This is a genomic window from Paraburkholderia sp. SEWSISQ10-3 4, from assembly GCF_030464785.1.
Lineage (GTDB): Bacteria > Pseudomonadota > Gammaproteobacteria > Burkholderiales > Burkholderiaceae > Paraburkholderia > Paraburkholderia aspalathi.
Genome location: NZ_JALPRI010000003.1, coordinates 553,741 through 579,987, shown reverse-complemented (window position 1 = coordinate 579,987; position 26,247 = coordinate 553,741). Strand labels below are relative to the sequence as shown.

The window sequence follows — 26,247 nt, the reverse complement described above, 5'->3', positions numbered from 1 at the left end:
TGTTTCCGCGCACCCGAAGGAAAAACGGTGCGCGGCCGGGTCAATGCTGCAGGATCAGCGCGTTTGCGTGGCGACGCGCAAGCCGAGCGAAATAAACAGCACGCCGATGATCTTGTTTTGCCAGCGGCTAAGCCATGTCAGGCGCTTGACGAGTTTGCCCAACGGACGAATCGTCAGCACGATCAGCGTCGTATAAAGCGCGCTCATGCCGACGAAGATCAGTCCGAGCGTCGTGAACTGCAGGAACGAAGAACCGTGCTCGGGGCGAACGAACTGCGGCAGAAACGCGAGGAAAAACAGCGCGGTCTTGGGGTTCAGCACTTCGGCAGGGATCGCCTGAAAGAAGGCCTTGGAGGCGGATACCGGCGCGACTGTCGGCAAATGCGCGCTCGCCTGCTTTTCGCGCAAGGCGCGAATGCCCAGATAGACGAGATAGGCGGCGCCGACGATTTTCACGGCATTGAAGGCGAGCGCCGACGTCATCAGCAACGCCGACAGGCCAATCGCGGCGCCCAGCGTGTGGATGAAATCGCCAGCGGCGACGCCGAGACCGGTGAGTATGCCGGCCTTGCGCCCACCATGCACCGTGCGGGTCAAAACCAGTAGCACGGCCGGACCGGGAATCAGAAAGAGCCCGAGTACAACGGCAACGAAGGTTCCTAGCGTAGAAAGATCAAGCATGTCGTCTCCTGTGTGGCGCGCTGACTTCAGCGGACAGGCGCGCGTTCAGCGGACGATTGTAGATCGTTCGGCGATTCCCCGCCGACGATCCGTTACCATTGCGGGCACAGGGCCGCCTACGCGCCACATGCGGCCCGCATTTTTTCATCCACCGAAGTCTTTGCCTTGCCCACCTACACCTTGCCCGCGCCGCTCTCTGCGGAACTCGAGATTCGCAAGAGCCGTTTCATCGCGCACGCGATACCGGTCGCCGACCGCGACGCCGCGATGGCCGAGTTGCGGCGTCTGCGCGACGAGCATCCTGGCGCGACGCATGTCTGCTGGGCGCTGCTGGCAGGTGGCCAATCAGGCATGTCCGACGACGGCGAGCCATCTGGCACGGCAGGCCGGCCGATTCTCGAAGTGCTGCGGCATCACGATCTGGACGGCGTGCTGGCCGCCGTCGTGCGGTATTACGGCGGCGTAAAGCTGGGTGCCGGCGGGTTGGTGCGAGCGTATACCGACGCGATTGCTTCGGCTCTATTGGATGCGCCGCGGGTGGAGAGGATTGCCCAGGTTCCGCTGATCGTCGAAGTGAGCTACGCCGATGAAGCGAAGGTGCGCAGATGGATCGAGGCTGAAGGTTACGGGCTTGTGGACAGTGCCTACGGGATGCTGGTGAAGATCACGGTCCGCCTGCCCGTCAATGCGGTAGATGACGCCCGGCTAGCCCTGGTGGACATGACTCAGGGGAAAGCCGGGTTCTTTTGATCGCGTTGCCTTCGGCGCGGAGCTGCTTCAATCGTTCGAGAATTCCGGACCCCGATCCACTTTAGAAGATGCACAGGATCGGCTCGCTGTTACCATGCTGCTCTGTACCGGAATGACTCCACTTAAAAGGCAATTCCTCTGACCTCGACCGACGCTTTTTCCAGCACAGCGCCCGAGTCGCCGCAACAGAGTCAGTCTCTGCGGCCATCGCTCGATCCCATGCGTCCGGGCCTGAGATCCACCGTACTCAAGGGTTGCGGCGTCGTCGCACTGCCGTTGATGCTGTCCGCATGCTCCTGGTCGTGGTTCGGCCTGAATTGCCCACCGCGCGCAACCGCACATCCAACCGGCTGGCTGAGCGTCGCGCCCGCCGGCGATTTCGCCTACATGCCGGCTCGCAATGGCCAGGTTTCGCCAAACCGGATCGAGAATACGGCGATGACCGGCATCGTGCTAAAAAACGATATCAACGAGACCGTGCGCAACAGCGTTGCCAGCAGCTTGCAGGTCGCGGGCTTTCATCTCACCGAAGACAGGAAGGTTCTGAGCGGCAGCATTGAGAAGTTCACGGTGGATGACGCGCGGTCGCCAGCGTTCTGGACGCTGAAAATGCGCTACATCGTGACCGATGCCACGACCCAGAAGGTTGTGTTCTCAACCACCAAGACGGTGCGGCAGAAGTCGCCCAAATTCACGAGTAATACCATCGCCATCGAGGACACGGTCAAGCTGAGTGTCGAAGCGTTGATCAGCGACCCAGGCTTCGTTAATTCGGTGAATTGAGCAGACGGACCGAATAGGCGCCGTCTGCCGATTCGCTACAATCGGGAAATATCGAGAGGAGCGCAAAATCGCGCAGCATCGAAGCGCCGCTGGCGCCTGCCGTCTCGCATGCCCGATTCTGCAACCCTGTCCCCTTCTCCGTGCGAGCCGTCATGTCTATCACCACCTGGCTGTTCTTCCTGCCCGCCTGCTTCGCGATCAACCTCGCGCCCGGCCCTAACAATCTTCTATCCATCAACGTTGCCGCGCGTCACGGCTTCATGACGGCTTTCGTCGGCGGCACCGGCCGGCTGGTCGCGTTCGCGTTGATGCTGGTGTTGGCCGCGACTGGCCTCGCCGTCGTGTTGAACGCGTCCGAGTGGTTCTTCCTCGCAATCAAACTGGCCGGCGCCGCGTATCTGATCTGGCTTGCCATCCAGTTGTGGCGCAGCGACGCGCCGGCCATCGATACGATTCAACAGGACGACGCATCGCTCTGGCGGATTGCGCGGCAGGAGTGTCTTGTGGCTGCGGGCAATCCGAAGGCGATTCTGGTTTTCACCGCATTTTTGCCGCAGTTCGTCGTTATCGCCAAACCGATACTGCCGCAGTTCGCGGTGCTCGGCGCGAGCTTCCTGGTCCTCGAATGGGTGGCGATCGCGTTGTATTCGTGGGCCGGCATGCACCTTGGCAAGTGGCTGGTTCGCGCCAAGGTTCGCCGGTGGTTCAATCGCTGCTGCGGGGCGTTTCTGGCGGCAATCGGTGTGAGTTTTCTGCTGGTTCGGCGGACTTAAAACGCCTGAACTCGAAACCTGATATTCAGCTTTCCGAATCATCTGTTCAGCAGCGCCTCGGCTGTACGACGCCTGCTCGCACCGTTGAGAGCTGAATGGCAGTCGGCCTGATCGTGAAACCATAAACAATAGGTAATGGACGACCGCATAAACTTTAACTGTCAGTAATCGTCCTGCGCCTTTATGCTCGAAGAATGACCCGCCGCCGCAGCTGGACCATACGCGGCATCGGACAAGCGACTTCTCATAGTCATAGGGGCGGCATCATGAAGATCTGTATCTTCGGAGCAGGAGCGATTGGCGGTTTGATGGGCGTGCAACTGGCGCGTGCCGGCGCGGATGTGAGTTTCGTCGCGCGCGGCGCGCATCTTGCCGCCATGCGCGAACACGGCGCGCGCCTGATCATGGACGGCGAGACGATCAGCACGCCGGTACGCTGCACGTCCGACCCGCGCGAACTCGGTGTGCAAGATTTCGTGATCATCACGCTGAAGGCGCACTCGCTGCCCGGCGTAGTCGACGCGATGCAGCCGCTCCTCGGCAAGCACACGGCCATCGTTACCGGCGTCAACGGCATCCCCTATTGGTACTTCTATCAGCACGGCGGAAAATTCGCCGGCACGCGCCTCGCCAGCATCGACCCGGACGGCAGCCAATGGACCAAACTCGGACCGGAACGCGCAATTGGCTGCGTGCTCTATCCCGCCGCGGAAATCGTCGAGCCGGGCGTCATCAAGCATGTGTACGGCAAGAAATTCCCGATCGGCGAGCCGAGCGGCGAACGCACGCCGCGCATTCAGCAGTTGCACGAGATCATGCAGGCAGCAGGATTCGATGCGCCGATTCGCGACAATATCCGCGACGAAATCTGGCTCAAGCTGTGGGGCAACCTCTGCTTCAATCCGATCAGCGCATTGACCCACGCCACGCTCGATATCCTCACCAGCGACCCCGGCACGCGTGCGGTATCACGCACGATGATGCTGGAAGCCAAGCGCATTGCCGATCAGTTCGGCGTGCATTTTCGCGTGGATGTGGAAAAGCGTATCGACGGTGCGGGTGCGGTTGGCGCGCATAAGACTTCGACGCTGGTCGATCTGGAGAATCGCCGTCCGATGGAGATCGATCCGTTACTGACGGTAGTGCAGGAAATGGGCCGTCTCGTTGCGGAGCCCACGCCGACTATCGACGTCGTACTCGCCCTCATCAAGCTGCGCGAACGGATGGCATTGCAGGGGGATTGAGATTGAGCGCCGGTTGGCGCTTCGGCCGACGTCTCACAAGCTTAAGAAAAGGATCGAACGCCACGCGTTCGATCCTTTTTTACATCGCTATTGATCGATAGCCAGCCACACCGCCTTGGGCTCGGTGAAGTTTTCAATCGCCACGTCGCCGTGCTCACGGCCAAAGCCCGAATCGCCGGAACCACCCCAAGGCAAGCGCACATCGGTATAACCGTAGGTGTTGATCCACACGGTGCCCGCTCTCAGGTCACGCGCCACTCGATGCACGCGACCGATATCCGCACTCCATACGCCGGCTGCGAGGCTATACAACGTACCATTGGCGATACGGATCGCATCGGCTTCGTCGTTGAAGCGAATCACGCTCGCCACCGGCCCGAAGATCTCCTCCTGCGAAATGCGCATTTCATGTTCGACATTGGCGAACACCGTCGGCTCGACGAAGAAGCCGCGCTCGCCCACCCGCACGCCGCCGGTCACGAGCGATGCCCCCTCGGCGCGCCCCGTCTCGACATAGCCGAGCACGGTTTTCATCTGCGCCGCGGAAATAAGCGGCCCCATCGATGTTTCGCGCGCCGCCGGATCGCCGACCTTGATCGCCTTCGCACGCGCCGCGAGACGCTCGACCACTTCGTCGTAGACGTCGCGGTGAGCCAGAATGCGCGAGCCGGCCGAACACACCTGGCCGGTGTTGAAGAAAATCCCCGACGCCGCGGCTCGCACCGCATTGTCGAGATTCGCATCCGGGAAAATCAGGTTCGCCGACTTGCCGCCGAGTTCAAGCGTGACGCGCTTGAAGTTGCTGGCCGCGCCCTGCAGAATGCCACGCCCCACGGAAGGCGAGCCCGTGAAGGTCACCTTGTCGATGCCGGGATGCGCCACCAGCGCATCGCCGACCACCCGCCCCTTGCCGGTGACGATGTTCAGTACTCCCGGCGGCACACCCGCTTCGAGCGCGAGCTCACCGAGGCGCAACGCCGTCAGCGGCGTAATCTCCGCAGGCTTGACGATCAGCGTGCAACCGCACGCCAGCGCGGGCGCGATTTTCCACATGCCGATCATCAGCGGGAAATTCCACGGCACGATCGCGGCGACCACGCCGACCGGTTCGCGCAGCGTGTACGTCAAGGCATCGGGACGCACCGGCACCACCAGCCCATTGATCTTGTCGCACCAGCCTGCGTAGTATTCGAGCGTATCGATCGCCGCCGGAATATCCTGGCGCATTACCGCCGAGATGGGTTTGCCTGCGTCGAGGCTTTCGAGCGCCGCGAGTTCGTCCAGATTCGCGCGCATCAAGCCGGCGAGACGCATCAGTATGCGGCCACGCTCGGCTGCCCGTATGGCATTCCACACTTTCAACGCGGCGCGCGCCGCGTGCACCGCGGTGTCGACATCGGCCGCGCTGCCTTGTGCAACCAGCGCAATCGGCTCTTCGGTCGCCGGGTTGATGTCGACGGAATATTCGCCGGTGCCAGGCGGCAAACGCTTGCCGTCGATCAGCAAATCATGGCGCCTGAGGTCGGTTTCGGTTTCCATCATGAAGCTCCTTGCTTGGGATATTGCGTGGACTGACCGGCAGCGGATCGGCCGGCACCGCCCTGGCGGCAGGCGAAGCCGCACCGGCGAGCGCAGCAAACTGCGCCCAAGCCGCTGCGGCGTTGGGTCTGAGGGAGCGATTGCGGCGATGCACGAGCAGCGTCGTGAGATTTATCTCGGGAAGTAGCGGCCGGCTCACCAGTGCCGCGCCGGGCGCGGGCCAATGTCCATCGACGGGTAAAACGCCGACACCAAGATCCAATTCGACCATGCGCGACACTGCCGCAACATGGCCGAGCTCCTGCACAGGCCGTCGCTTCAGGCCGTGCGTGTTGAAGGCAAGATCAAGCGCGGCGCGCACACCCGCGTCGGCATTCAAGGTGACGAGCGCCCACTCGTGCAATGCATGCCATGCGACGCTGGCTTGCCGCGCCAGCGGATGCGCGGGCGGCATCACCACATGCAGCGGCGTTGTGAACACTACTTGCGCGTGCAACTGATCGTTGGCCAGAGGCTCCGCCACCGAGACCACGCCGAAGTCCACTTCCCCCTGCTCGACGCTCGCGAGCACGCTGCTTTGCGATTGATCTCTGAGGGATACGACGAGTTCGGGAAACGCTGACGCGCAACGCGCCAGCCCCTGCGCCACCCAGCTCGACGACAACACGGGATTGCTCGCCAGCACGACCACGCCAGTGTGTCCGTCGTAAGCGGCCCGCTCCTCGCGCAGCGTCAATTCGATTTCATCGAGCAGGCGGCCGATTCTGCGCTCGAGACTCGCGCCGGCATGAGTCAGTTCTACTTGCCGCGTGGTGCGGTCGAAGAGCTTCAATTCAACGGCGTCTTCAAGTTCGCGCACACAACGGCTCACCGCCGACTGCGTCAGATCGAACTCGCGCGCCGCGCGTGTAAAGCTCCGTTCACGCGCGACGGCGACAAACACCTTGAGTTGCTGCAACGAAACATTCATAACGTTACTGCCGGGTGTAGATGGGTCACCCTATTCCCCCGATTGCTCAGGCCAGTGGCTAAGCCGCGAGGCCTTGCTGCCGGCAACGGCCAGCACGCCCTGGGGCTCATTGTGCGCTTCGATCCAGCGTGAACGCATGGGCGCAAGAATGAACTTCGCCGAGATGCCCGCGGCAATCGTGACGACGGCGGACACAATAAAGACGAGACTCCAGCCACCTGTCGCCGACAGCACCGAAGCAATCGGCACCAGCAGCGAGGCGGTGCCCTTCGCGGTGTACAGCGTGCCCGCATTGGCCGCCGCATATTTGCTGCCGAAGGTATCGGCGCAAATCGCGGGGAAGATCGAGAAAATTTCGCCCCAGAACAGGAAGATCAACGCGGCGAACGTCATGAACGCATACGGGTTGGTGCCGTACTGCATGAGACCGAGCAAGGCGAGGCCCTCGCCGATGAAGATCACGAACATCGTGTTCTCACGGCCGAGTTTGTCGGAGATGAAACCACACAGCGGACGGGTAAAGCCGTTGCAGATATTGTCGATGGAAAGCGTGGCCGTGAGCAGCGGCAGGGTCATACCGAAGATCGTCATCGGAATGCGTGCGAGCCCCCAGTCTTTGGCGATCGGACCGATTTGCGCGGTCGCCATCAGGCCGCCCGCCGCCACCGCGACAAACGATACGTAGATCACCCAGAACACCGGCGTCTTGATCATCTGGCCCGGCGTGTAGTCGACCTTGGTGACCGCGAACTTCTTCTTCGGTGCGGCTTGCTGGCGCAAGTTCGGTTTCTTCAACAGCAGCGCAAGCAAAAGTATGCTGACGCCCTGCAGGATGCCGAAGAAAAAGAAGGTGTGCTCGTAGCCCGAGCGCGTGATCATGTTGGCGATCGGAATGACCGTGACGGCAGCACCCGCGCCAAAACCTGCAGCCGTCAAACCGGCCGCAAGACCCCGGCGATCCGGAAACCATTTCAACGCGTTGCCGACACAGGTACCGTACACGCCGCCTGCGCCGATCCCGGCAATGACCGCTGACACATACAGCATCGGCAAGGTCGTCGCATACGAATTCATCACCCACGCGATGCCGGCGCATACCGCGCCGCCTGCGACCACCGGGCGTGGTCCGAATTTGTCGACCAGCCAGCCCTCCACCGGCACGAGCCACGTTTCTGTGAGAATGAAAATAGCGAATGCGAGCTGAATGGATGCTTCACCCCAGTGATGCCGCGAATTCATCGGCGTGACGAACAACGTCCATGCGTATTGCAGATTGGCTACCAATGCCATGCACATCATGCCGATGACGAGCTGCCACCAGCGGTTCGCCCAGAATACGCGAGTCGTGGTCTGTCGAGTGATATCGTCCATGAGCCTTGTCTCCGCTATTTATTGAGTGCGGCCGGCCATCACGCCGCACTGTATGCGTCTCACCTTATGCTTATGACCCGGACAGCCTTGCCATTCGGGAATATTTAATATTTGCGTCTTTAATTCAAATTCTTTAAGGCCTGTTGCTGCCTGAATCACCGTTTTTCAGACGATTTCTTTATTCCGATCAATTAAGTATCGACACTGCATCGGCGCTTCGCCGCTTCCCTTGCTACGCCTCAAATACAAGCGTTAACCCGAGTACCGCATCAAGCACAACGCCGACAATTCCGCTTCTTATACAGCCCCATGCTAGGGTCATTGCTGAATAACTAATAATTAAAGTTTGTTATTATGTCGATTCATATTTGCTTATACATCGGCCATGACGATGCGCAATGCCACTCTGCGGCAATTGAAGGTCTTTGAAACGGTAGCGCGCCACCTCAGCTTCTCGCGCGCCGCGGAAGAATTGCATCTGACGCAGCCCGCCGTCTCCACTCAGGTGAGGCAACTCGAGGAGCACGCAGGGCTGCCGCTGTTCGAACAGCTCGGCAAAAAAATCTATCTGACGCCGGCCGGCACCGAGATGCTTCACTACAGCCGCGCGATCATTCAGCAGTTCCACGAAGTCGACGAGGCGATGAGTCAGCTGAAGGGTGTCTCCGGCGGCAAGCTGAACGTCGCGGTGATCAGCGCCGGCGACTACTTTTTCCCGCGCCTGCTGGCCGAATTCACGCGGCGTTACGCGGGCGTCGTGCTCAATCTCGCCGTGCACAATCGCGCAGAACTGCTGCATCAGCTCGCGACCAACCAGACCGATCTCGCCGTGATGGTGCGGCCGCCGCACGAGACCGACGCGACCAACGAACCGTTCGCGCCGCACCCTTACGTGATCGTGGCGGCGCCCACGCATCCGCTCGCGCACAAACGCAACATCAAGATGAGCCAGTTGGCGAGTGAGGCCTTCATCGTGCGCGAACGCGGCTCGGATACCTGGAATTCGATGGAAGAAGGCTTCGCCGGCCGTCTCGCCAACCTGAAGATCGCGATGGAGATCAAGAGCACCGAAACGATCAAGCAGGCGGTGATCGCCGGCATGGGCATCGCGTTCCTGTCCGCGCATACGATCAGTCTCGAGTTGCAGCTCGGCCATCTGGTCGTGCTCGATGTGGAAAGCTTTCCCGTCATGCTCAACTGGTACGTCGTGCATCGCAAGAACAAGCGCCTGCCGCCGGTTGCGGTCGCCTTCAAACGCTTCCTGATGGAGGAAGGCGCGGGTCTCATCGAGAAGATTACGCGCGTGAAGGAATTGAGCGTCTATAAGCAGTAGGCTATGGAAAGCCAATGAAACTTTAACTATTGCGGATTGATCAGTATCCCTATGCTGCAAGTGAGTTCCCTTACTTGTCAGCCTAGGAGGCCGATCATGAACCACGCTGCGGTTGAGTCTCACGCCAGCACACGTACTGCACGCGCCACCGCGAACAATCCGGACGACGCCCATCTGAGCGCGTTCAACGCGGCCTTCAGCGACCTTGGCCTGCGGTTCCGCTGGGACCAGGCCACACTCGATGTGCTGAAGGAATTCAACAGCGAAGCGGCGCGCATCACCGCCTACATCGAGCGGTTTCACGCGCATCTTCACAGCGCGTACGACGCCGATTTTCTTGCCCAGATGATTCTGAGCAAGAAAGCCAGGTACTACAGCGAATTCGCGGCGGCAGGCGAATAAGGGCTTCGGCGGGACGATTCCGCCGTTCGCCCTGCTCGCCGTCCGGCGCATCGGTGTATTCATCTTTGACGGCACATTGCACGGTGGGTGGCGCGTTGGCGGACAGACCCGCGCTTTTGTACGCCCACCGTCCCAGTGTTATGCCAGCCACGACGATGCCGGTATGCTGCCGCGCGCACCATGCCGGGCGTTATCTCGCGCAGCGCCCACACCTGCTCTTCGCCGCCGTGCCATTCGATGCGCGCCAACAACCCGCGCCGCTCCAGTGCAAATCCATCGCAACGTCCGGCAAACGCATGACAGTGTGAATCGCGAACGTTCGTCGAGTACTCGCGGCTGGTCATCAGATGCGTGCCTAGCGCAACGGCCAGCACGCTCATCGCAAGCAGCGCGGCGAGTCCGAATGGCTGCGCCTGTTCCGTGACGAAGCCGTAGCCGAGCCAGCCACACAGTAAAAGCGCCAGGACGTTGACAATGCCATGCCCCGGAAGCGCGACTGTACTCGGGTCCAGCACGCCACGCAGTTTGCAGAATGCGATGGCGGAGGTGGCGAAAACCAGCGCACCGATAAAGACCGCGGCATAGAGCTCGATACGCTCGACATTCGCCTGCGCCGCCGCCGACAGGTAGCACGCAAACCCGCCCACCATAACGGCGAGCCCCGTGCCACTGCCGAGCAACGCAACGAGCCGCGGCCGTCGCGTCATAGCGCTAGCTCACACACAGTGGTCAAGGTATTGCTCAATGTACCGATCCCTTCGATTGAGATCGTCACGGTCGCGCCGTCCTTGATCGAGCCGACGCCGACCGACGTGCCGCACGCAATCACATCACCCGGTTCGAGCGTCAGGTCCTGTGAAATCAGACTCACCTGCTCGGCAGGTGAAAACACCATATCGGCAAGCGGATAGTTCTGCCGCTCCACCCCGTCGAGCATCGTCACGAGGCGTGCCGCGTGCCAGTCGAAACCGGAGACGATCGAGGGTCCAATACAGCAGAACGTATCGAAGCCCTTCGCACGGCACCATTGCGGGAAGTGCGGATTCTCGTTCAGCAGATCGGCGGCGGTCACATCGTTGACCAGCGTGTAGCCGAAGATCGATTCCGCAGCCTCTTCGATACTCGCGTCGCGGCAGCGCCGCCCAATCACGATACCGAGTTCGCCTTCGTAGACGATCTTGCCAGCGTAACTGAGCGGCCGACGGATCGATTCACCTGAACCGATCACCGACCCCGCCGGCTTCAACAAAAATAGCGGGTGCGCCGGCACGGGCTTGTCGAGCTTCGCCGCGAGCGCGTGAAAGTTATTCCACAACGCGACGATCTTGCCGGGCGCACAAGGCGCGAGCGGCGTAAGCGCACGTGTCGACAACACCGCACCGGTCGGCACCGGTTGATCGAGACTTTCGTACTCGTGTAAATAACCGCCTTCCACCCGGCCGAACACGACACCACCGTCGCTCGACATGAAACGCATCCACGTATCCATACATCGCTCCTTGAACTCTCAAATCGCGCCGGCGGTCCGCAATGCGCTGATCTGCTCGGGCGAGTAGCCGAGTTCAGTCATCACCTCGTCGGTATGCTCGCCCAGCAGCGGCGAGCGCGTAACTTCGGTCGGACTGTCCGACAGTTTGATAGGATTACCAACCGTCAGATATTTACCGCGGGTCGGATGATCCACTTCGACAATCGTGCCGGTCTTGCGCAGCGACGGCTCTTCGGCGATTTCCTTCATCGAGAGAATCGGCCCGCAAGGAATGTCGTATTTGTTGAGGATCTGCATGGCCTCGAACTTGGTCTTGGTCATGGTCCAGCGCTCGATCTCGGCAAAGATATCCTTCAGATGCGGCAAGCGCGCGGCAGGCGTCGCGTAGTTCGGATCGGTGGCCCACTCTTCCTTGCCGATCACGTTGCAGATCTTGGCCCACACCGGGGCCTGCGTGATGAAGTAGATATATGCATTCGGATCCGTCTCCCAGCCCTTGCACTTCAGAATCCAGCCCGGCTGACCACCGCCCGAAGCATTCCCCGCGCGCGGCACCGCTTCACCGAACGTCCCGTTCGGATACTGCGGATACTCTTTCATCGTGCCGGTGCGTTCGAGCCGCTGCTGGTCGCGCAGCTTCACGCGGCACAGGTTGAGCACGCCGTCCTGCATCGCGGCGAGCACCTTCTGACCGCGCCCGGTTAGCGTGCGCTGATACAGCGCCGTGACAATGCCGAGCGCCAGATGCAAACCGGTGCCGCTGTCGCCGATCTGCGCGCCGCTCACCACCGGCGGGCCATCGTCGAAACCGGTGGTCGAGGCCGCGCCGCCCGCGCATTGCGCGACGTTCTCGTAGACTTTGCAGTCCTCGTAAGGGCCCGGGCCAAAGCCCTTCACGGAGGCCACGATCATGCGCGGGTTCAACTCCTGAATCCGCTCCCACGTGAAGCCCATCCGGTCCAGCGCGCCCGGGGCGAAATTCTCCACCAGCACGTCGCACTTCTGGATCAGCGCCTCGAGCACCAGCTTGCCTTCCGGGTTCTTGGTATCGATCGTGACCGAGCGCTTGTTGTGATTGAGCATCGTGAAGTACAAGCTGTCCACGTCGGGAATGTCCCGTAGTTGCTCGCGCGTGATGTCGCCGGCGCCGGCCCGCTCCACCTTGATCACGTCCGCGCCGAACCACGCGAGCAACTGCGTGCAAGTCGGACCCGATTGCACATGCGTGAAATCGAGAATGCGCACGCCGTCGAGTGCTTTGCTCATGTCAAGTCTCCTGTCCTGATCAGTCTCAGTTGTGTGCAACGGTTATCGACCGACGCGCCTGCTTCGATAACGTCCGCTCCAGCGGATGTCCGGTTAGCCCCGGTACATACGGTATGTGATATATCACATTCGATCAAGCGCGATCTGAAAATGCGGCTGCTTCGGAATTTCTGCTCTGAATGCTTGTCAGGCCTACGTTTCAACGAGATGAAGCCGCGCCGGTCTGCTCGATTCGAGGGAAAACACCGAGATGTCGCTTGCCTCGATCGCCTTTGATATATCACATACTACATTTCAGTCACCGTCAAGCCGGGCTTAACCCCACCCAGTGCGAGGCGACGACTAGAGAGGAAAGAAATGGATCGGAAACGCAAAAGGCCCGGGGTGACGTCGTCACCCCGGGCTTTTCATTCTCATTCGTTGCGCCAAGCAGGCGCTTAAGCCACCATCAATCCAGAAAATCGCAATTCGCTTCGACGAACGCCGCCAGATCGAGCGAATGCTGGCGCGTAAGACGCTCAGCCAGTTCGGTATCGCGCTGCTCCAACGCCTCGATAATGCGCAGGTGGTCGACGATCGAACGCGACGCGCGGTCGCTTTGCGAAATGGTCATGCGGCGAATCGCCCGCACATGGATGAAGATGTTCTTGATCGTGTCGAGAATGATCTGCGATTTCGACAGCTCGACGATCGCCTGATGAAACGCGATGTTGGCGTCGGAATACTCGGCAATGTGCTCGGCCGGCGTGGCGTCGCGGAAATTGTCGAACATGTGGCGCAGGCGGGCAATTTCCTCGTCCGTGGCGTGCAGCGTGGCAAGACGCGCCGCCATGCTTTCCAGCGCGGCCCACATCTGGATCATTTCGACGATTTCACGCTTGCTCTTGCGCACGATATAGATGCCGCGCCGCGGCACCATGCGCAAAAAACCTTCCTGTTCGAGCAGCGTCATCGCCTCGCGCACCGGCGTGCGGCTCACGCCCAGCGATTCGCTCAGCACGCGCTCGTCGAGGCGGATTTCTTCGTGAGTCCGGTAGATATCCGCGTCGGCAATGGCCTGGCGGAGCATGGCATACGCCTGATCGCGCAAGCTCACGCTCGCGCTGATCGGCTGCAACGACAACGTCAGGGGTGGGGCCACTGCTTCAGTTTGAAGTTCTGACGACATTCATCGCCTCTTGTTGAACATGCGCACGGTAGGGCACCACTGCGGGCGCCACTGCGGGCGCCACTGCGGCCATTCTGCCATCCTGCTCGCCCAGGCCGACGAACCGGCCATGTTGCGCTGCAAGTTGCGCAACCGGCTGCGGGATCCAGCGGGTCAGCAGAACGGTGGCGGCAGCGCCCAAACCTACGAAACCAACGGCGAGCAGCGAGAGAGGAACAAATTCCATTTGTAACTCCGAATGATTGAGTGAATAGATGACTCAATCATATGCTGCAGCGCCGCAAAAATCAATATTCCGTATGTAGTATATCAGTCACTGTTGTTTTTAGGATTAGATGTTCAAGGTAGCACGGGCAACCCGCGGGCGCTTCTCCTGCTTGTCCCAACACACGACGCTCGGTGTAAACGCGCAAAACGCGCGCTATGCGCGCAGTCGCGTTCGATGATCGCGCAAATTCACCCGAATGCGGATTGTGGGAACCGCTACGCATCATTAATCTTCGGGGAATCCTGTGATGGGCCGCAGCGTCCCCTGCCCTGCATCTGCCGCGCGCTTCCAGACAGCATCCGAGAATTCGAAGGAGACACCGTCATATGAGTACCACTATCCCGAGCGCGCCGAAAACGTCCATCACCGACAACCGCGCGGCGCGCAGCCAGGCACGCAAGGCGGCGCTTGGCAGCTTTGTCGGCGCAGTAGTCGACTGGTATGACTTTCTGCTGTACGGCATCGTCGCCGCGCTCGTCTTCAACGCCGAGTTCTTCCCGAAGGTCAGCCCGGCGATGGGCACGCTCGCCGCATTCGCAACTTTCGGCGTCGGCTTTCTGTTCCGGCCGCTCGGCGGCTTCGTGTTCGGCCACTACGGCGACCGGCTTGGACGCAAGCGCATGCTGGTCCTCACAGTGATGATGATGGGCCTCTCCACCGCGGCAATCGGTCTGCTGCCGGCTTTCTCCAGCATCGGCTGGTGGGCGCCGGTGCTGCTCGTCACGTTGCGCGCGATCCAGGGCTTCGCGGTCGGCGGCGAATGGGGCGGCGCCGCCTTGATGGCGGTCGAAAGCGCGCCGGAGAAGAAGAAGGCGTTCTACAGCAGCGGCGTGCAGGTCGGCTATGGCGTGGGTCTGGTGCTCGCGACCGGATTGGTCGCGATCATCAGCCGCTCGATGGACAACGCGTCGTTCCTGAGCTGGGGCTGGCGCCTGCCCTTCCTGTTCAGTGTGGTGCTGGTGCTGGTCGCGCTGTGGATCCGCTCGAGCATGGAAGAATCGAAGGAGTTCGTCGAGAAGGTCGGCGAACGGGGCGAACGCAGCGTGCGGCTGCCGATCGTCGAGGCCTTGCTGAAGCACCCCAAGGCTTTCCTGCTGATCATCGCGCTGCGCCTTGCCGAGTTGTTCACGATGTATATCGTGACCGCGTTCGCACTGAACTACTCGACGGCGAATCTGCACATGCCGCGTGAGTTCTTCCTCTCGATCGGTCTGCTGGTCGGCGCGGTGAGCTGCGTGACGATTCCGTGCTTCGCGTGGCTTGCGGACCGTTTCGGCCGCCGGCGTGTGTATATCATCGGCGCGCTGGTCGGCATGTTCAGCGCGGTGCCGTTCTTCCTCGCGCTCGAAGCCCGCTCGACGGTGTGGATCGTGATCTTCGCGGTCATGCTCGCCAACGTCGCCCACGACATGGTCGTGAGCGTCCAGCAGCCGATGTTCACCGAACTGTTCGGCACCGAGTACCGCTATAGCGGTGCGGGCGTCGGTTATCAGGTGGCGAGCGTGGTCGGCGGCGGCTTCACGCCGTTTATCGCGGTGGCGCTGGTCAGCTTTGCCGGCGGCTCCTGGCATCCGGTGGCGGCGTATCTGGCAATCGGCTGTCTGATCTCAGTATTGGTGGCTGCGAAGATGAAGACGGGGCGCACGGTCGCCTGATTCCTACCGATGAGGATTGCGGCGGGCCGGCGTGGCAGAGGTGCTACGACCGGCCCGTTGGCTTTTGAATGAATACTGGATTTCTCGCGAGTAGCGCTACTTCATGCCCCTCGCGCACCTCCCCCCAACACTCCGCTTTTTGCCGATTCCGGGCACTGATTGCCCTGCATTCAGTAGCTCGTTCCCGGCCTTCGTGCCGCATCGCCGCAGATTACGGTCGTATTTCACCAGGCTAATGCCTTATGCATTTACATCTCATATTGCAAACGCCAGGTTCGCGCCCTATCGTTCGACGGAACGAGTTTTGTCTGAATTTGACGACCGTCATATGAAATAAAAATACATATATGTAAGCCACATGAATCTGCAATTTTTACGCCGCGACCTAAAGCTTTGCGTATGAAGCGCCGATAACAAAGCATTCGTCACACCGGAGACCGACCATGAGCAGTATCACCGAGCCGAGCGGGAATTCAGGCTCTGCCCCATTCTTTTCCAAACAGGCCACCGTTGCGAAGCCCGGGTTTTCGCGCTGGATGGTTCCGCCTGCAGCGCTCGCCGTTCACCTTTGTATCGGTCAGGCGTACGCCTTCTCCGTATTCAACGGCCCGCTGACCAAAGTCATCGGCATTACGCAATCCACCGCTGACGACTGGTCGCTGACCTCGCTCGGCTGGATCTTTTCGCTGGCGATCGTGTTCCTGGGTTTGTCGGCGGCGTTTGCCGGCAAGTGGCTCGAACATGTCGGCCCGCGCCGCACGATGTTTACCGCTGCGTGCTGCTTCGGCGGCGGCTTCCTCGTCTCGGCGCTCGGCGTGCACCTGCATCAGATCGCGCTGCTCTATCTCGGCTACGGCGTGATCGGCGGGATTGGACTCGGCCTCGGTTATGTGTCGCCGGTGTCGACCTTGATCCGCTGGTTCCCGGACCGTCGCGGCATGGCGACGGGCATGGCGATCATGGGCTTCGGCGGCGGCGCGATGATTGCCGCGCCGTTGTCAGTAGCGTTGATGAACCACTTCCGCAGCGCGACCAGCATCGGCGTGGCCGAGACCTTCGTCGTGCTCGGCATTGCGTACTTCATCTCGATGTCGATCGGCGCACTCGCGATTCGCGTGCCGCCGGCTGACTGGAAGCCGGCCGGCTGGACGCCGCCCGAGACCACCCAGAAGAAGATGATCTCGCGTAACCACGTGCACATCGATCAGGCGTTGAAGACGCCGCAGTTCTACCTGATCTGGCTCGTGCTGTTCCTGAACGTGACGGCCGGCATCGGCATTCTCGGCCAGGCGTCGGTGATGATTCAGGAGAGCTTCAAGGACACCGTGACGGCTGCCGCGGCGGCTGGTTTCGTCGGCCTGCTCTCGCTGTTCAACATGGGCGGCCGTTTCGTGTGGGCCTCGGCTTCGGACTGGATCGGCCGCAAGAACACCTACTTCATCTTCTTCGCGCTCGGCGCCGTGCTGTACTACCTCGTGCCCGGCTTCGCGGCTTCCGGCCAGATCGCTCTGTTCGTGCTCGCGTACTGCGTGATCCTGTCGATGTACGGCGGTGGCTTCGCGACGGTGCCCGCGTATCTCGCGGACATGTTCGGCACCGCCTTCGTCGGCGGCATTCACGGCCGTCTGCTGACGGCTTGGGCCGCAGCGGGTGTCGCCGGTCCGGTGCTGGTGAATTACATCCGTGCCTATCAGGTGGCGCACGGCGTGGCCAAGGCGGACGCCTACACGATGACGATCCACATCATGGTGGTGCTGCTGGTGATCGGTTTCGTCTGCAACCTGCTGGTCAAGCGTGTCGACGACAAGCACCACATGACTGACGCACAACTCGCCAAAGGCGCCTAAGGAGACTCGTATGTCGACCGTTCAAGCCGTTCATCCGACCAACAAGGTCAAGCTCGCCGTCTTCTGGCTGTATGTGACGCTGCCGCTCGCATGGGGCGTGTTCAATACGCTCTCGCAAGCGATGAAGCTGTTCAAGTGAGTTAAGTGTTGCACGCGCCCCGCACGATCGAACGTGCGGGGCGCCAGCAAAGCGTCACAACGCGCGCACGAGTTGCGCGCGGTCTCCTACCCTCCGCCTCCGGCTACTGCGGACACACCGCACTGCCGCCGCTTCAGATCTTCTCGAACAGTACTTCTTGCGCGCCTTCCCACAGCACCTTGGTGCCGAGTTCGCGCAGCTTTTCCTTGCCTTCGACGATGGTCAGGAAGTGATTGCCCGCGAGCTGGCCGAGCTTGCTTGCGAAGCAGCACGAGCCGTACGCAAGAATGATCTCCGTTTCGCTGTAGCCGCCCGGATAGAACAGGATGTCGCCCACCGACGGATGGCTCGTGTGATTTTCGAAGCCGACTGCCACGCCGTCGTTTTCGAGCTTGAAGTCGCCAAGCGGAACCCAGCAGCCCTCGCCGCTCCAGCGCACGTGAATGATCTTCTGACGATATGGCAGAAGCTTCAGAAAGGCGGCCACCGTTTGCGGCGCGTCTGGATGCGTTTCGGCGGTAAAGACGTGGCCGCAGGAGGTGATTCGGAGTCGGGTCATCGCTAAGGTATCCGGTGTGAAGGGTTGAGTGGAAGGGTCGGTCAGACGCCGGCTGAGGCCAAGCCGACGGCACAACATTCTGTCGGCTGGTGCAAGGCTTCGACAGATACAGTTGCCGAGCAACTGGTCAGGCCAGTTAGCCCAATGGCCGCGGCGAACGCGCATTGCACAGGCCATCGCGCGTTCATAGCGCTCCACCGCGTGCTACCGCAAACCAACAAGCGCAAAGGATGCAAGCGGTTCTATCGTTCACCGCGCATGAAATCACAGGGCTTCAAAATTGGCCGGAACAGCATCGGGGCGCATCCATGCCAGCTTCATCCTCAATCGCGCCACGAAACTTCGTAGTTTGCAAGCCGCGCAATGCGCAGCAAACTGCGAAAAGTGCGTGATTGCCGTTTCCGGCGCTTCATCAAATCTTGCCCTCGACAACCCGCCGCGACCGGCCTCGATACACGGTGCCACGCGGCGATCAGGCGTTCCCGCTCTGCACAGCAGCATAGCGTGTCGCGACCGACGAATCCCGCGTGCCGTCAACCGTCGGCATGCAACTCGGGCATCGCATATTGGCGAGCCGCCCACACGATCCAGCCGCGCAACCTGACGCTCAGCCGCGCAGCCGGTAGGCAAGCGGCGTTACGCCGTAGCCACGCTTGAACTGCACGGAGAAATGACTGGCATTCTCGAAACCAACCGCAAGCGCGATTTGCAGCACCGGATGATCGGTGGCGCGCAGCAGCCTCGCGGCTTCCTCGAGACGCAAGCGCGTGACGAACTGGTGGGGTGTTTCACCGGTCTCGCGGCGGAACACACGTGCAAAGTGGAAGGTGCTTAACCCGGCCTGCGCGGCCAGTTCGCTGATGGCGAGATCGGCGGCAAGATTGGCGCGAATGTAATCGGTTACACGGCGGATGCGGCGTGGCACCAAACGCTCCGGATGCGGCGGCAGGCCGGCCTGAGCGTGACGGCCACGCGAATAATGTTGCAACAAATGGGCGGCGAGCGCGTGGGTCAGCGCGTCGACATACAGCCGCGAGTCGGCGGGATCGCCCGCGGCGCGATGCAATGCGCGAAGCATCTCGGCGATCAGTGGATCGTGAAACTGCATTGCGTCGCCTAGCGTCAGCTCGCGTGAACCACCCAGCTCCATCTGGTCGGCGACGCTGTCGATCAGGCTGCGCTCCAGGTGCAAATGAACGGTCGACAGCGGCTCATCGCTGATCGAACGCCAGCGCCACGAGATCGGCACGGGCGGCACGAACCAGACGTCGCCCATACGCAGGTCGGCGCTCTCCCAGCGTCCGTCCAGGTTGCGCTCGAGGTGTTCGGCGCCGCTGCCGAGCGTCATCAGCGTGACGTCCTGCAGGCCGGGCGCCTCCAGCAGTTCCTGCTCGTCAGGTTCGAGATACGAGCGCAGCACCAGGTGCCGCCACGGGCGATCCACGCTCGACACCAGTTTCTGGCCCGCCATATAGCGGTCGTAGGCAAGCGTCGTTGTCAGCTTTGGAATTTTTGCCATCACATCTCTTTCAGGGAGGTCCTATATGCACATGAGCAAACCCTGCCGCACCCGCGTCGCCGGTTAGAGGTCAGCGCAAGATCTCAAAAATGATAGCAAGGAACCGGCTACCGTAATATTTGGAAATAGTTAATCATCCAGGTTGTCGTCTTTCACGCGTTTCGAACGCCGGAGCTACCGTTTCATGGAACACGAATGCGATACGTTGCCGCATTGGCTGACGGGCTCGCCGCAAGGCGAGGCCAGCCACGTGTCGGCGGCATACAACTCAGCGGTTACCGCACAACCGGCTTACCCGGCCGGCACGCGGCAACTCGAGAATTCAGCCCACGCGGCTGAAGCATCCAGGACATCAACCCGCATGGCGTCAGGCATATCGGCTGGCGGTTTCCTGACTCTCTTCACCGAAGAGGAGATCGGCACGCCCTCGCCTGCCGCACGACGTGCAGCGCCAGTCATCAGTCCGCTGGTGCGTTTTGGCAGTGCGCAGGACCGCATCGAATTCGTGCGGCGGCGCATCAAACAACTCGGCTTCGACTCGTTCAGCTATTCGGCCACGCGCACCACCGCGCATCACAAGTCGATGTTCGTGCTGACCAGCTACGAGTCGCAGACATGGCTCACGCGCTATTTCCGCGAGCGTTATTTCGAGCTCGATCCGCGCGTTGCGCTGGCGTCGCCGACCGGCATGCCGTTCCTCTGGAACACCGCCGACATGCGCGCCGACCTGCCGCGCGCGCAGATGCGCAGCGAGCGGCTCGGCGGGCTGATCGACATGCTGGAGGCCAACGGCCGCAAAAGCGGGATTCTCACGCAGATGCCGCTGCCTGAGCCGGAGCTGAGCGCGAGCTTGTGCTTCAACTCGGAGATCGGCAACCCGCGCTGGATGACGGAATCGATCGTGGCCGAAACGCTGATGTTCGCGCACACGATCCATGAATTCATCTGGATGCACGCGAAAAGCGTGATCGGGATCGCACCCGAGCAGCAGCAGCGCGTCTCGCTGAGCGAATTGCAGCATGCAGTGCTGAAGGCGGTTGTGCAGGGACAGCGCGACAAAGAAATCGCCTACTTCCTCGGGCTGTCGCCGCATAACGTCGACTACCACTTGCGGCGCTTGCGGCAGTTGTTCAACGTGCGCAATCGCGTGCAGCTGATCAATGTGGCGCAGGGGTATGTGACTTAAGGAAGGGACTAAAGAGCACTGCGGCCGGCGCGCATGTCGAGCCGGCCGCGTGCGCTTGAATCATGAGCGCCGTTAGCTCTTGAGCCGGTACCCGGTCTTGAAGATCCAGGCAACGATCACGAGAAACACCGCCAGAAACAGCGCGGTCATCCCGAGGCTGACACCGACATCCACATCGGCGAGACCATAGAAGCTCCAGCGAAAACCGCTGACCAGGTAAACGATCGGATTAAACAGCGTCACGACCTTCCAGAACGGCGGCAGCATATTGACCGCATAGAAACTCCCGCCGAGGAAGGTAAGCGGCGTGATGATCAGGAGCGGCACGAGTTGCAGCTTCTCGAAGCTATCCGCCCAGATGCCGATAATGAAACCGAGCAGACTGAACGTGACCGCGGTGAGCACCAGAAACAGAATCATCCAGAACGGATGCTGCACCTGCAGCGGCACAAACAGGCCGGCAGTCGCCAGAATGATCAAGCCGAGCAGAATCGATTTGGTGGCGGCCGCGCCCACATAGCTCACCACGATCTCGAGATACGACACCGGCGCCGATAGCAACTCATAGATCGTGCCGGTAAAGCGCGGAAAGTAAATTCCGAACGACGCATTCGAAATGCTTTGCGACAGCAGCGAAAGCATGATCAGACCCGGCACGATGAACGCGCCGTAACTGATGCCGTCCACTTCCTTGATACGCGAACCGATGGCCGCGCCGAACACGACGAAATAAAGCGAAGTCGAAATCACCGGCGCGATGATGCTCTGCATCAGCGTGCGCCAGGTGCGCGCCATCTCGAACTTATAGATCGCGCGAATTGCGTAGATATTCATTGATTACCTCGGAGCAGACTGACGAAGATGTCTTCGAGCGAACTTTGCGTCGTATGCAGATCCTTGAAGCGGATGCCGGCATCGTCGAGCGCTTTGAGCAGCGCGATGATGTCGGTGCGCCCGCCGTCGCCCTCATACGTGTAGATCAACTCGTTGCCACCCTTGGCGACATCCAGTCCATATCCGGCCAGCGCCGGCGGCACTTCAGTGAGCGAACTCTCCAGTTGCAGCGTCAACTGCTTCTTGCCGAGTTTGCGCATCAACTCCGTCTTCTCTTCCACCAGCATGATCTCGCCCGCATTGATCACGCCGATGCGGTCGGCCATTTCCTCGGCTTCGTCGATGTAGTGCGTGGTGAGGATGATCGTCACACCGCTTGCAGTAAGCGAGCGCACCAGCTTCCACATATCGCGACGCAACTCGACGTCGACACCGGCCGTGGGTTCGTCGAGAAACAGCACGCGCGGTTCGTGCGAGAGCGCCTTGGCGATCAGCACGCGGCGCTTCATGCCGCCCGACAGCGTAATGATCTTGTTATCGCGCTTTTCCCACAGAGACAGATCACGCAAGACCTTCTCGATGTAAGCGGGGTTTTTCGGCTTGCCGAACAGCCCGCGGCTGAACGAGACGGTCGCCCAGACCGTTTCGAACGAGTCGGTGGTGAGCTCCTGCGGCACGAGGCCGATCAGCGAGCGTGCGCCGCGATAGTCCGTCGCGATGTCGCGGCCGTCCACCATCACGCTGCCAACGCTCGCATTGACAATGCCGCAAATGATGCTGATGAGGGTGGTTTTGCCCGCCCCATTGGGCCCTAGCAGGGCGAAGATTTCTCCGCGATTGATCGCCAGATTGATGTTTTTGAGTGCATGAAAACCCGTGGCATAGGTTTTCGACAGATTCGTAACCGAAACGATAGGCTGCATGGATTCGACGATGGCAGACACCGGTATTGGATTAAAAGGGGGCGGGACGAATACGCCGCCGCACCCGCAATGTAATTGAAAGTGGGAAAGCCTGCAGCGTAACCGCGAGATTTCGGAGGAGCGGATACCGCCGGTAAGCGTGTCAGCCTTTCAGGGCCGGCCGAGTTCTTGCCAGACAGGCCGGTGCCCGTCACGGTTCGGCGCACGTGAAACTGCTGGCGAGATTCACATTGCCCTTGCCGCTATAGCGGGGAAACAGCGGGTAACGGCACAACGGACGCGAGCGTCCGTTGGTCGCGGCCGCGATATCTGTAGCGGTCAGCGTTTCGGGCGATACGCCACGCGTCACCCAATTGTCGAGCGCGCCCAGCAGATCCACCGACGGAATGAACACGCCGCTGCCATGCTGGAAACCCGGCACCATGTAGAGCCGCATGAATGCATCGACCTGGTCGATGCCGAACCGATCGATCAGCGCATCGTAGTAAGCGATCGTCTGGTTCGGGCTGATGACTTCGTCGGCGAGGCCTTGCAGTGTGATGAGCTTGCCGCCCTTCGCGATGTAGCGAGCCAGGTCGGGGTTCATCGCGCCGATCGTCTGTGAGAGCGCGATGAGCTGTCCGCGATATTTGCCGGGATGAAGCGGGTCGAACCTGAGCGAGTCGAACTCCGCATCGTGGGCCACGAAGTAGCGGACGTAGCCGTCGCCCTGCGCGAACAGATAGCCGTTGGCGAAGAAGGTCGGCACCGGCAGTCGCCCGGCTTGATGTCCGAGACCGAGCATGCCGGTCAGACGCGTGCCCTGAAAGATGTTATAGCCGCTGTAGCCGCTGACATTCCACGCCAGCTTGTAGGGCAACGACAGGCCGTCGCGCATCAGCAGCAAGGTGGAGAGCTGCGTGTCGGTGAGGCACTCGTCATGCGAGGGAGCGCGTCCGGCGCAGCGCAACGAGGCGATGATTTCCGCTTCGTGTTCCTTGCACCCGTCGACGTCGCTGACCACACCGTCCGCCGCGCCATCGAGCCGGTCGCAGACCGCGAGCGTGCGTTGATACACGTGCTCGAGCAATACTGGTGAAACGAAACCGCCGGGCGTCGCGTATTCCGCCTGACCGAGCTTCACGCCCATCAAACGCACACCGGAGAAATTGAGCGCGGGCGAATTGGCGATCACGCCGTCGTAGTCGTCGGGATAGCGCTGCATCACCGTGTAGCCTTCGCGGCCGCCCGTCGAGCCGCCGGCGAAATACATCCGTTGCGGCGGCCGGCCGTAAGCGCGTGCAATCAATGCGAGCGCGGCGTCGTGCGTTTTCTTCAGATGCGCGTAGCCGAAATTCGTCACCGCTTCATCCACGAGGCCGAACACCGCGAGCGATGAATCACCCACATGCCCCGAGTCGTCGCCGAAGGTCGCATAGCCTTGCGCGAGTGGTGCGCGATCCGGAGAGAACGGCATCACGCCCGTCCCGCTCACCACCACGCCGTTATAACCACCGCCGCCGATCTGCAACGCGCGGCCGTTCCAGCGGCGCGGCAGATTCAGGTCGAAGCGGATATCCGGCGTGGTGGCTTTGAGCGCCTTGATGCGCCCGGTGATACGGCAATATTCGCCGCCTTGCTGATTGCCGAGCGCGGTGGCCGCCACCATCGCCGCACTTTCGATTTGCACGCCAGCAGTCGGCAAAGCGATCAGTTCCGGGGGCAACACCGCGCCCGCGAATTCCGCGCAACGCATGGCGAGCGGCGCATCCTTGGGCGCGGCGAATGCCTGTGAGGCGTTCGTCAGCCATAGCACGGCGCTGGCCACCGTGACGGCCGTGCGTGAACGCCCCTTAGAAAGCCTATGGCGGACATGGCGCACCCGCGCCCTCATCCGTAACCCGCGCCGTTGACAGCCGCGCGCGAGCGCGGCCCTCTCCAGTCGTTCCAGCCGCGCGCGATCATCAGCACCGCGCCGATGGCGACCAGATCGCCGCCGAGTCCGATCAGCGTGCCGCGAAAGCCGTGGAACGTATGCGGCGTTGCCGTATCGACGATCAACGACACCAGCGTGCCGGCGACAAAACACACAAGCCCGGTACGACCGACCGTCACCACGGCCGGCAAGCGCTGCGCGAGCCACGCAATGCTGCCCGTGCGCACGAACTGCGCAGCGAGCCAGGCGATGACGAGAAAGTTGATCACGCGTTCCACGGAAAGGTTCTGTTTATTCAAGCCGGGCAGCGGCTGCGTCAATACAAAGAGTTTAACAATGGCGAACCCCAGCACCGCGATCACGGCGGCACGCGTGAACCAATGCGCCGTGCGGGTGGCGTGAAAGCGCTCGCTGACGGGCTGCACCCGGCACAGAATACCGAGCACGAACATCAATTGCCATGCAAACGGATTAAAAGCCCAGCCGGCCACGTCGTCAATGCTGAATAGCGCGGCCAGCGGCCGGGCAAGCGCCCAGATCGTCACGCTCAGGCCCAGCGCCGCGAGCGACGACCGGCGCGCCAACGGCACCACGAATGGCACGAATAGCGCAAAGATCACGTACATGGGCAGCACGCTCGACAAATACGGCTGGCGCCGCAGCACGGCAATATCGAATGCTTCGCGCAACGGTTGAACCGCGAACGGCTGCCAGCCGGTCAGGTCGACCATCGGCTGATTCAGATGCAATAGCGCGAGGACGGCGCCGGACAGCAGCGTCAATACGGCCGTCAATAGATAGGCGCGATAGATCTCCCAGCAGCGCCTCACGAAACGCATCTTCGCCGCACTCTCGCCACGGCCCGCGAGTACCGCTGTAAACGCTGCCGCCGACGCATAGCCGCCGAGGAACACGAACACTTCCGCCGAGTCGCACAGGGCATACGTGTGCAACATCAGATGCGACAGCGTGCTGCCGGGAATGTGGTCCAGCACGATGACGATCAACACGACGCCGCGGAAGAAATCCACTTCGATCGAGCGTCCGCGGCGGGTGTCCATTCTGGTTCTCGCAAGATGGCGCGTGCGTGCAATGCGCCGTGAAAAGCGGTCATACACAGGGAGTTCCATGTAGGAACTCCATGAGAATAAAACGTTCCCAGCAAGACCGTGCGCCAACTCGACACGCGCTGACAACCGCCCTCTAAATGCATTCGGAGTGCCAGCAATCTGAAAATCAGATGTCGGCATGCAGTAATACTGAGTTGTCGTGCCATGGTTAGCGGAAAGTCTTGCAGCAAGTTTTGCGACTTTCAAACCATCCAGCACAAACACGATCGGTAAAGGTCACTGAAAAAAATCACTGATTGCGATGCGCGATTTTTTTCGCTTTTTTTCATCGTAGGATGGGTTAATGCACGCCCGTCGGACCTCGCGCATTTCCCGCGATACCCCCCTCGACGGCGGCCACTCATGTGGACCGGACACGCTGCCGGGCTGATCTTCGATCTCCTGGCTTGCTGAGCGTCATTGCGACGTTTTCCCTTTGCCGTTGTTGACTTTGCCGTCACCGGTACGTTCCGGTCCTTCCACTCTCGCCCTGAACGGCAGCGCTTTGCGCACCGCCTTCGCAC

At 61.1% G+C, this 26,247-nt stretch carries 25 protein-coding genes; 10 read left to right on the top strand and 15 right to left on the bottom strand.

The window, feature by feature from the left end; genetic code table 11:
• Positions 1-54: 54 nt before the first annotated feature.
• Positions 55-681: a LysE family translocator gene (locus tag M0D68_RS11185; RefSeq protein ID WP_093632989.1), complete on the bottom strand. Its 627-nt coding sequence runs from the start codon at positions 679-681 to the stop codon at positions 55-57.
• 165 nt (positions 682-846) lie between these two features.
• Here M0D68_RS11185 and M0D68_RS11180 point away from each other — a divergent pair, with 165 nt between their 5' ends.
• The 4 genes from M0D68_RS11180 to M0D68_RS11165 all read left to right on the top strand — a co-directional run bounded on the left by M0D68_RS11180 (position 847) and on the right by M0D68_RS11165 (position 4,231).
• Positions 847-1,431 (top strand): YigZ family protein, encoded by a 585-nt coding sequence (locus M0D68_RS11180; protein WP_093632990.1) that lies wholly within the window; start codon positions 847-849, stop codon positions 1,429-1,431.
• 219 nt (positions 1,432-1,650) lie between these two features.
• The gene (locus M0D68_RS11175; protein ID WP_266224243.1) at positions 1,651-2,214 is read left to right on the top strand and encodes a hypothetical protein; all 564 of its coding nucleotides are present in this window, start codon (positions 1,651-1,653) and stop codon (positions 2,212-2,214) included.
• Between the two features lie 152 nt (positions 2,215-2,366).
• Positions 2,367-2,987 carry a LysE family translocator gene (locus M0D68_RS11170; protein WP_200621697.1) on the top strand — a complete coding sequence of 207 codons (621 nt, stop codon included), beginning with the start codon at positions 2,367-2,369 and terminating at the stop codon, positions 2,985-2,987.
• A 266-nt stretch (positions 2,988-3,253) separates the two neighbouring features.
• Positions 3,254-4,231 carry a 2-dehydropantoate 2-reductase gene (locus M0D68_RS11165; protein WP_154563581.1) on the top strand — a complete coding sequence of 326 codons (978 nt, stop codon included), beginning with the start codon at positions 3,254-3,256 and terminating at the stop codon, positions 4,229-4,231.
• 87 nt (positions 4,232-4,318) lie between these two features.
• Here the strand turns inward: M0D68_RS11165 and M0D68_RS11160 are convergent, their stop codons facing one another.
• The 3 genes from M0D68_RS11160 to oxlT are packed head-to-tail and all read right to left on the bottom strand — an operon-like array spanning position 4,319 to position 8,111.
• On the bottom strand, positions 4,319-5,770 hold the full coding sequence (locus tag M0D68_RS11160; protein ID WP_266224250.1) for an aldehyde dehydrogenase family protein: 1,452 nt from the start codon (positions 5,768-5,770) through the stop codon (positions 4,319-4,321).
• Positions 5,739-6,740 carry a LysR family transcriptional regulator gene (locus tag M0D68_RS11155; protein WP_093632994.1) on the bottom strand — a complete coding sequence of 334 codons (1,002 nt, stop codon included), beginning with the start codon at positions 6,738-6,740 and terminating at the stop codon, positions 5,739-5,741. The genes M0D68_RS11160 and M0D68_RS11155 overlap by 32 nt, the downstream gene beginning before the upstream one ends.
• A gap of 30 nt (positions 6,741-6,770) precedes the next feature.
• Positions 6,771-8,111, bottom strand: a complete 1,341-nt coding sequence (oxlT, locus tag M0D68_RS11150) for an oxalate/formate MFS antiporter (RefSeq protein ID WP_093632995.1) — start codon at positions 8,109-8,111, stop codon at positions 6,771-6,773.
• 385 nt (positions 8,112-8,496) lie between these two features.
• Here oxlT and M0D68_RS11145 point away from each other — a divergent pair, with 385 nt between their 5' ends.
• Together M0D68_RS11145 and M0D68_RS11140 are read left to right on the top strand one after the other, a co-directional pair.
• On the top strand, positions 8,497-9,444 hold the full coding sequence (locus M0D68_RS11145; protein WP_093632996.1) for a LysR family transcriptional regulator: 948 nt from the start codon (positions 8,497-8,499) through the stop codon (positions 9,442-9,444).
• Between the two features lie 96 nt (positions 9,445-9,540).
• Entirely contained in the window at positions 9,541-9,846 is a 306-nt protein-coding gene (locus M0D68_RS11140) for a hypothetical protein (RefSeq protein WP_256457749.1), read from the top strand.
• A gap of 59 nt (positions 9,847-9,905) precedes the next feature.
• On the opposite strand, the gene M0D68_RS11135 is transcribed toward M0D68_RS11140, so the two are convergent.
• From M0D68_RS11135 to M0D68_RS11115, 5 genes are all read right to left on the bottom strand, one after another.
• The gene (locus M0D68_RS11135; RefSeq protein ID WP_308187582.1) at positions 9,906-10,553 is read right to left on the bottom strand and encodes an NAD(P)(+) transhydrogenase (Re/Si-specific) subunit beta; all 648 of its coding nucleotides are present in this window, start codon (positions 10,551-10,553) and stop codon (positions 9,906-9,908) included.
• Positions 10,550-11,335 carry a fumarylacetoacetate hydrolase family protein gene (locus tag M0D68_RS11130; RefSeq protein ID WP_200621701.1) on the bottom strand — a complete coding sequence of 262 codons (786 nt, stop codon included), beginning with the start codon at positions 11,333-11,335 and terminating at the stop codon, positions 10,550-10,552. The genes M0D68_RS11135 and M0D68_RS11130 overlap by 4 nt, the downstream gene beginning before the upstream one ends.
• A gap of 18 nt (positions 11,336-11,353) precedes the next feature.
• Positions 11,354-12,601 (bottom strand): formyl-CoA transferase, encoded by a 1,248-nt coding sequence (gene frc, locus M0D68_RS11125; RefSeq protein WP_093633000.1) that lies wholly within the window; start codon positions 12,599-12,601, stop codon positions 11,354-11,356.
• 448 nt (positions 12,602-13,049) lie between these two features.
• Positions 13,050-13,769 carry a GntR family transcriptional regulator gene (locus M0D68_RS11120; protein ID WP_200654292.1) on the bottom strand — a complete coding sequence of 240 codons (720 nt, stop codon included), beginning with the start codon at positions 13,767-13,769 and terminating at the stop codon, positions 13,050-13,052.
• Positions 13,747-13,995 carry a hypothetical protein gene (locus M0D68_RS11115; RefSeq protein ID WP_266224242.1) on the bottom strand — a complete coding sequence of 83 codons (249 nt, stop codon included), beginning with the start codon at positions 13,993-13,995 and terminating at the stop codon, positions 13,747-13,749. The genes M0D68_RS11120 and M0D68_RS11115 overlap by 23 nt, the downstream gene beginning before the upstream one ends.
• 368 nt (positions 13,996-14,363) lie before the next feature.
• Here M0D68_RS11115 and shiA point away from each other — a divergent pair, with 368 nt between their 5' ends.
• From shiA to M0D68_RS11100, 3 genes are all read left to right on the top strand, one after another.
• The gene (gene shiA, locus M0D68_RS11110) at positions 14,364-15,692 is read left to right on the top strand and encodes a shikimate transporter (protein WP_266224241.1); all 1,329 of its coding nucleotides are present in this window, start codon (positions 14,364-14,366) and stop codon (positions 15,690-15,692) included.
• A gap of 443 nt (positions 15,693-16,135) precedes the next feature.
• Positions 16,136-17,539, top strand: a complete 1,404-nt coding sequence (locus M0D68_RS11105) for an OFA family MFS transporter (RefSeq protein WP_093633003.1) — start codon at positions 16,136-16,138, stop codon at positions 17,537-17,539.
• 10 nt (positions 17,540-17,549) lie between these two features.
• Entirely contained in the window at positions 17,550-17,678 is a 129-nt protein-coding gene (locus tag M0D68_RS11100) for an oxalate:formate antiporter (protein ID WP_093633004.1), read from the top strand.
• 133 nt (positions 17,679-17,811) lie between these two features.
• Here M0D68_RS11100 and M0D68_RS11095 read toward each other — a convergent pair whose 3' ends face one another.
• Both M0D68_RS11095 and M0D68_RS11090 read right to left on the bottom strand, forming a co-directional pair.
• Positions 17,812-18,237 carry a DUF3830 family protein gene (locus M0D68_RS11095; RefSeq protein WP_054042606.1) on the bottom strand — a complete coding sequence of 142 codons (426 nt, stop codon included), beginning with the start codon at positions 18,235-18,237 and terminating at the stop codon, positions 17,812-17,814.
• Between the two features lie 607 nt (positions 18,238-18,844).
• Positions 18,845-19,756 (bottom strand): helix-turn-helix domain-containing protein, encoded by a 912-nt coding sequence (locus M0D68_RS11090; RefSeq protein ID WP_200621702.1) that lies wholly within the window; start codon positions 19,754-19,756, stop codon positions 18,845-18,847.
• A gap of 184 nt (positions 19,757-19,940) precedes the next feature.
• On the opposite strand from M0D68_RS11090, the gene M0D68_RS11085 reads away from it, so the two are divergent.
• Complete coding sequence (locus M0D68_RS11085; protein WP_093633006.1) at positions 19,941-20,942, top strand: LuxR family transcriptional regulator; 1,002 nt, start codon at positions 19,941-19,943, stop codon at positions 20,940-20,942.
• A 72-nt stretch (positions 20,943-21,014) separates the two neighbouring features.
• On the opposite strand, the gene M0D68_RS11080 is transcribed toward M0D68_RS11085, so the two are convergent.
• The 4 genes from M0D68_RS11080 to M0D68_RS11065 all read right to left on the bottom strand — a co-directional run bounded on the left by M0D68_RS11080 (position 21,015) and on the right by M0D68_RS11065 (position 25,675).
• Complete coding sequence (locus tag M0D68_RS11080; protein ID WP_093633049.1) at positions 21,015-21,776, bottom strand: ABC transporter permease; 762 nt, start codon at positions 21,774-21,776, stop codon at positions 21,015-21,017.
• A complete protein-coding gene (locus tag M0D68_RS11075; RefSeq protein WP_093633050.1) occupies positions 21,773-22,699 on the bottom strand; it encodes an ABC transporter ATP-binding protein in 927 nt (308 codons plus the stop codon). The genes M0D68_RS11080 and M0D68_RS11075 overlap by 4 nt, the downstream gene beginning before the upstream one ends.
• A gap of 190 nt (positions 22,700-22,889) precedes the next feature.
• Positions 22,890-24,572: a tannase/feruloyl esterase family alpha/beta hydrolase gene (locus M0D68_RS11070; RefSeq protein ID WP_200621703.1), complete on the bottom strand. Its 1,683-nt coding sequence runs from the start codon at positions 24,570-24,572 to the stop codon at positions 22,890-22,892.
• On the bottom strand, positions 24,569-25,675 hold the full coding sequence (locus M0D68_RS11065) for an OpgC domain-containing protein (protein ID WP_200621705.1): 1,107 nt from the start codon (positions 25,673-25,675) through the stop codon (positions 24,569-24,571). Before M0D68_RS11065 ends, M0D68_RS11070 begins: the two co-directional genes overlap by 4 nt.
• Positions 25,676-26,247 lie beyond the last annotated feature (572 nt).

Excerpts from the sequence above, each read along its gene's own strand:
- M0D68_RS11130 (WP_200621701.1), bottom strand. The coding sequence starts at position 11,335 with ATGGATACGTGGATGCGTTTCATGTCGAGCGACGGTGGTGTCGTGTTC.
- M0D68_RS11090 (WP_200621702.1), bottom strand. The coding sequence starts at position 19,756 with ATGGCAAAAATTCCAAAGCTGACAACGACGCTTGCCTACGACCGCTAT.
- shiA (WP_266224241.1), top strand. The coding sequence starts at position 14,364 with ATGAGTACCACTATCCCGAGCGCGCCGAAAACGTCCATCACCGACAAC.
- frc (WP_093633000.1), bottom strand. The coding sequence starts at position 12,601 with ATGAGCAAAGCACTCGACGGCGTGCGCATTCTCGATTTCACGCATGTG.
- M0D68_RS11065 (WP_200621705.1), bottom strand. The coding sequence starts at position 25,675 with ATGGACACCCGCCGCGGACGCTCGATCGAAGTGGATTTCTTCCGCGGC.
- M0D68_RS11160 (WP_266224250.1), bottom strand. The coding sequence starts at position 5,770 with ATGGAAACCGAAACCGACCTCAGGCGCCATGATTTGCTGATCGACGGC.
- M0D68_RS11080 (WP_093633049.1), bottom strand. The coding sequence starts at position 21,776 with ATGAATATCTACGCAATTCGCGCGATCTATAAGTTCGAGATGGCGCGC.
- M0D68_RS11100 (WP_093633004.1), top strand. The coding sequence starts at position 17,550 with ATGTCGACCGTTCAAGCCGTTCATCCGACCAACAAGGTCAAGCTCGCC.
- M0D68_RS11170 (WP_200621697.1), top strand. The coding sequence starts at position 2,367 with ATGTCTATCACCACCTGGCTGTTCTTCCTGCCCGCCTGCTTCGCGATC.
- M0D68_RS11075 (WP_093633050.1), bottom strand. The coding sequence starts at position 22,699 with ATGCAGCCTATCGTTTCGGTTACGAATCTGTCGAAAACCTATGCCACG.
- M0D68_RS11140 (WP_256457749.1), top strand. The coding sequence starts at position 9,541 with ATGAACCACGCTGCGGTTGAGTCTCACGCCAGCACACGTACTGCACGC.
- M0D68_RS11085 (WP_093633006.1), top strand. The coding sequence starts at position 19,941 with ATGGAACACGAATGCGATACGTTGCCGCATTGGCTGACGGGCTCGCCG.
- M0D68_RS11120 (WP_200654292.1), bottom strand. The coding sequence starts at position 13,769 with ATGTCGTCAGAACTTCAAACTGAAGCAGTGGCCCCACCCCTGACGTTG.
- M0D68_RS11165 (WP_154563581.1), top strand. The coding sequence starts at position 3,254 with ATGAAGATCTGTATCTTCGGAGCAGGAGCGATTGGCGGTTTGATGGGC.
- M0D68_RS11155 (WP_093632994.1), bottom strand. The coding sequence starts at position 6,740 with ATGAATGTTTCGTTGCAGCAACTCAAGGTGTTTGTCGCCGTCGCGCGT.
- M0D68_RS11135 (WP_308187582.1), bottom strand. The coding sequence starts at position 10,553 with ATGACGCGACGGCCGCGGCTCGTTGCGTTGCTCGGCAGTGGCACGGGG.
- M0D68_RS11115 (WP_266224242.1), bottom strand. The coding sequence starts at position 13,995 with ATGGAATTTGTTCCTCTCTCGCTGCTCGCCGTTGGTTTCGTAGGTTTG.
- M0D68_RS11070 (WP_200621703.1), bottom strand. The coding sequence starts at position 24,572 with ATGAGGGCGCGGGTGCGCCATGTCCGCCATAGGCTTTCTAAGGGGCGT.
- M0D68_RS11175 (WP_266224243.1), top strand. The coding sequence starts at position 1,651 with ATGCGTCCGGGCCTGAGATCCACCGTACTCAAGGGTTGCGGCGTCGTC.
- M0D68_RS11095 (WP_054042606.1), bottom strand. The coding sequence starts at position 18,237 with ATGACCCGACTCCGAATCACCTCCTGCGGCCACGTCTTTACCGCCGAA.
- M0D68_RS11105 (WP_093633003.1), top strand. The coding sequence starts at position 16,136 with ATGAGCAGTATCACCGAGCCGAGCGGGAATTCAGGCTCTGCCCCATTC.
- oxlT (WP_093632995.1), bottom strand. The coding sequence starts at position 8,111 with ATGGACGATATCACTCGACAGACCACGACTCGCGTATTCTGGGCGAAC.
- M0D68_RS11185 (WP_093632989.1), bottom strand. The coding sequence starts at position 681 with ATGCTTGATCTTTCTACGCTAGGAACCTTCGTTGCCGTTGTACTCGGG.
- M0D68_RS11145 (WP_093632996.1), top strand. The coding sequence starts at position 8,497 with ATGACGATGCGCAATGCCACTCTGCGGCAATTGAAGGTCTTTGAAACG.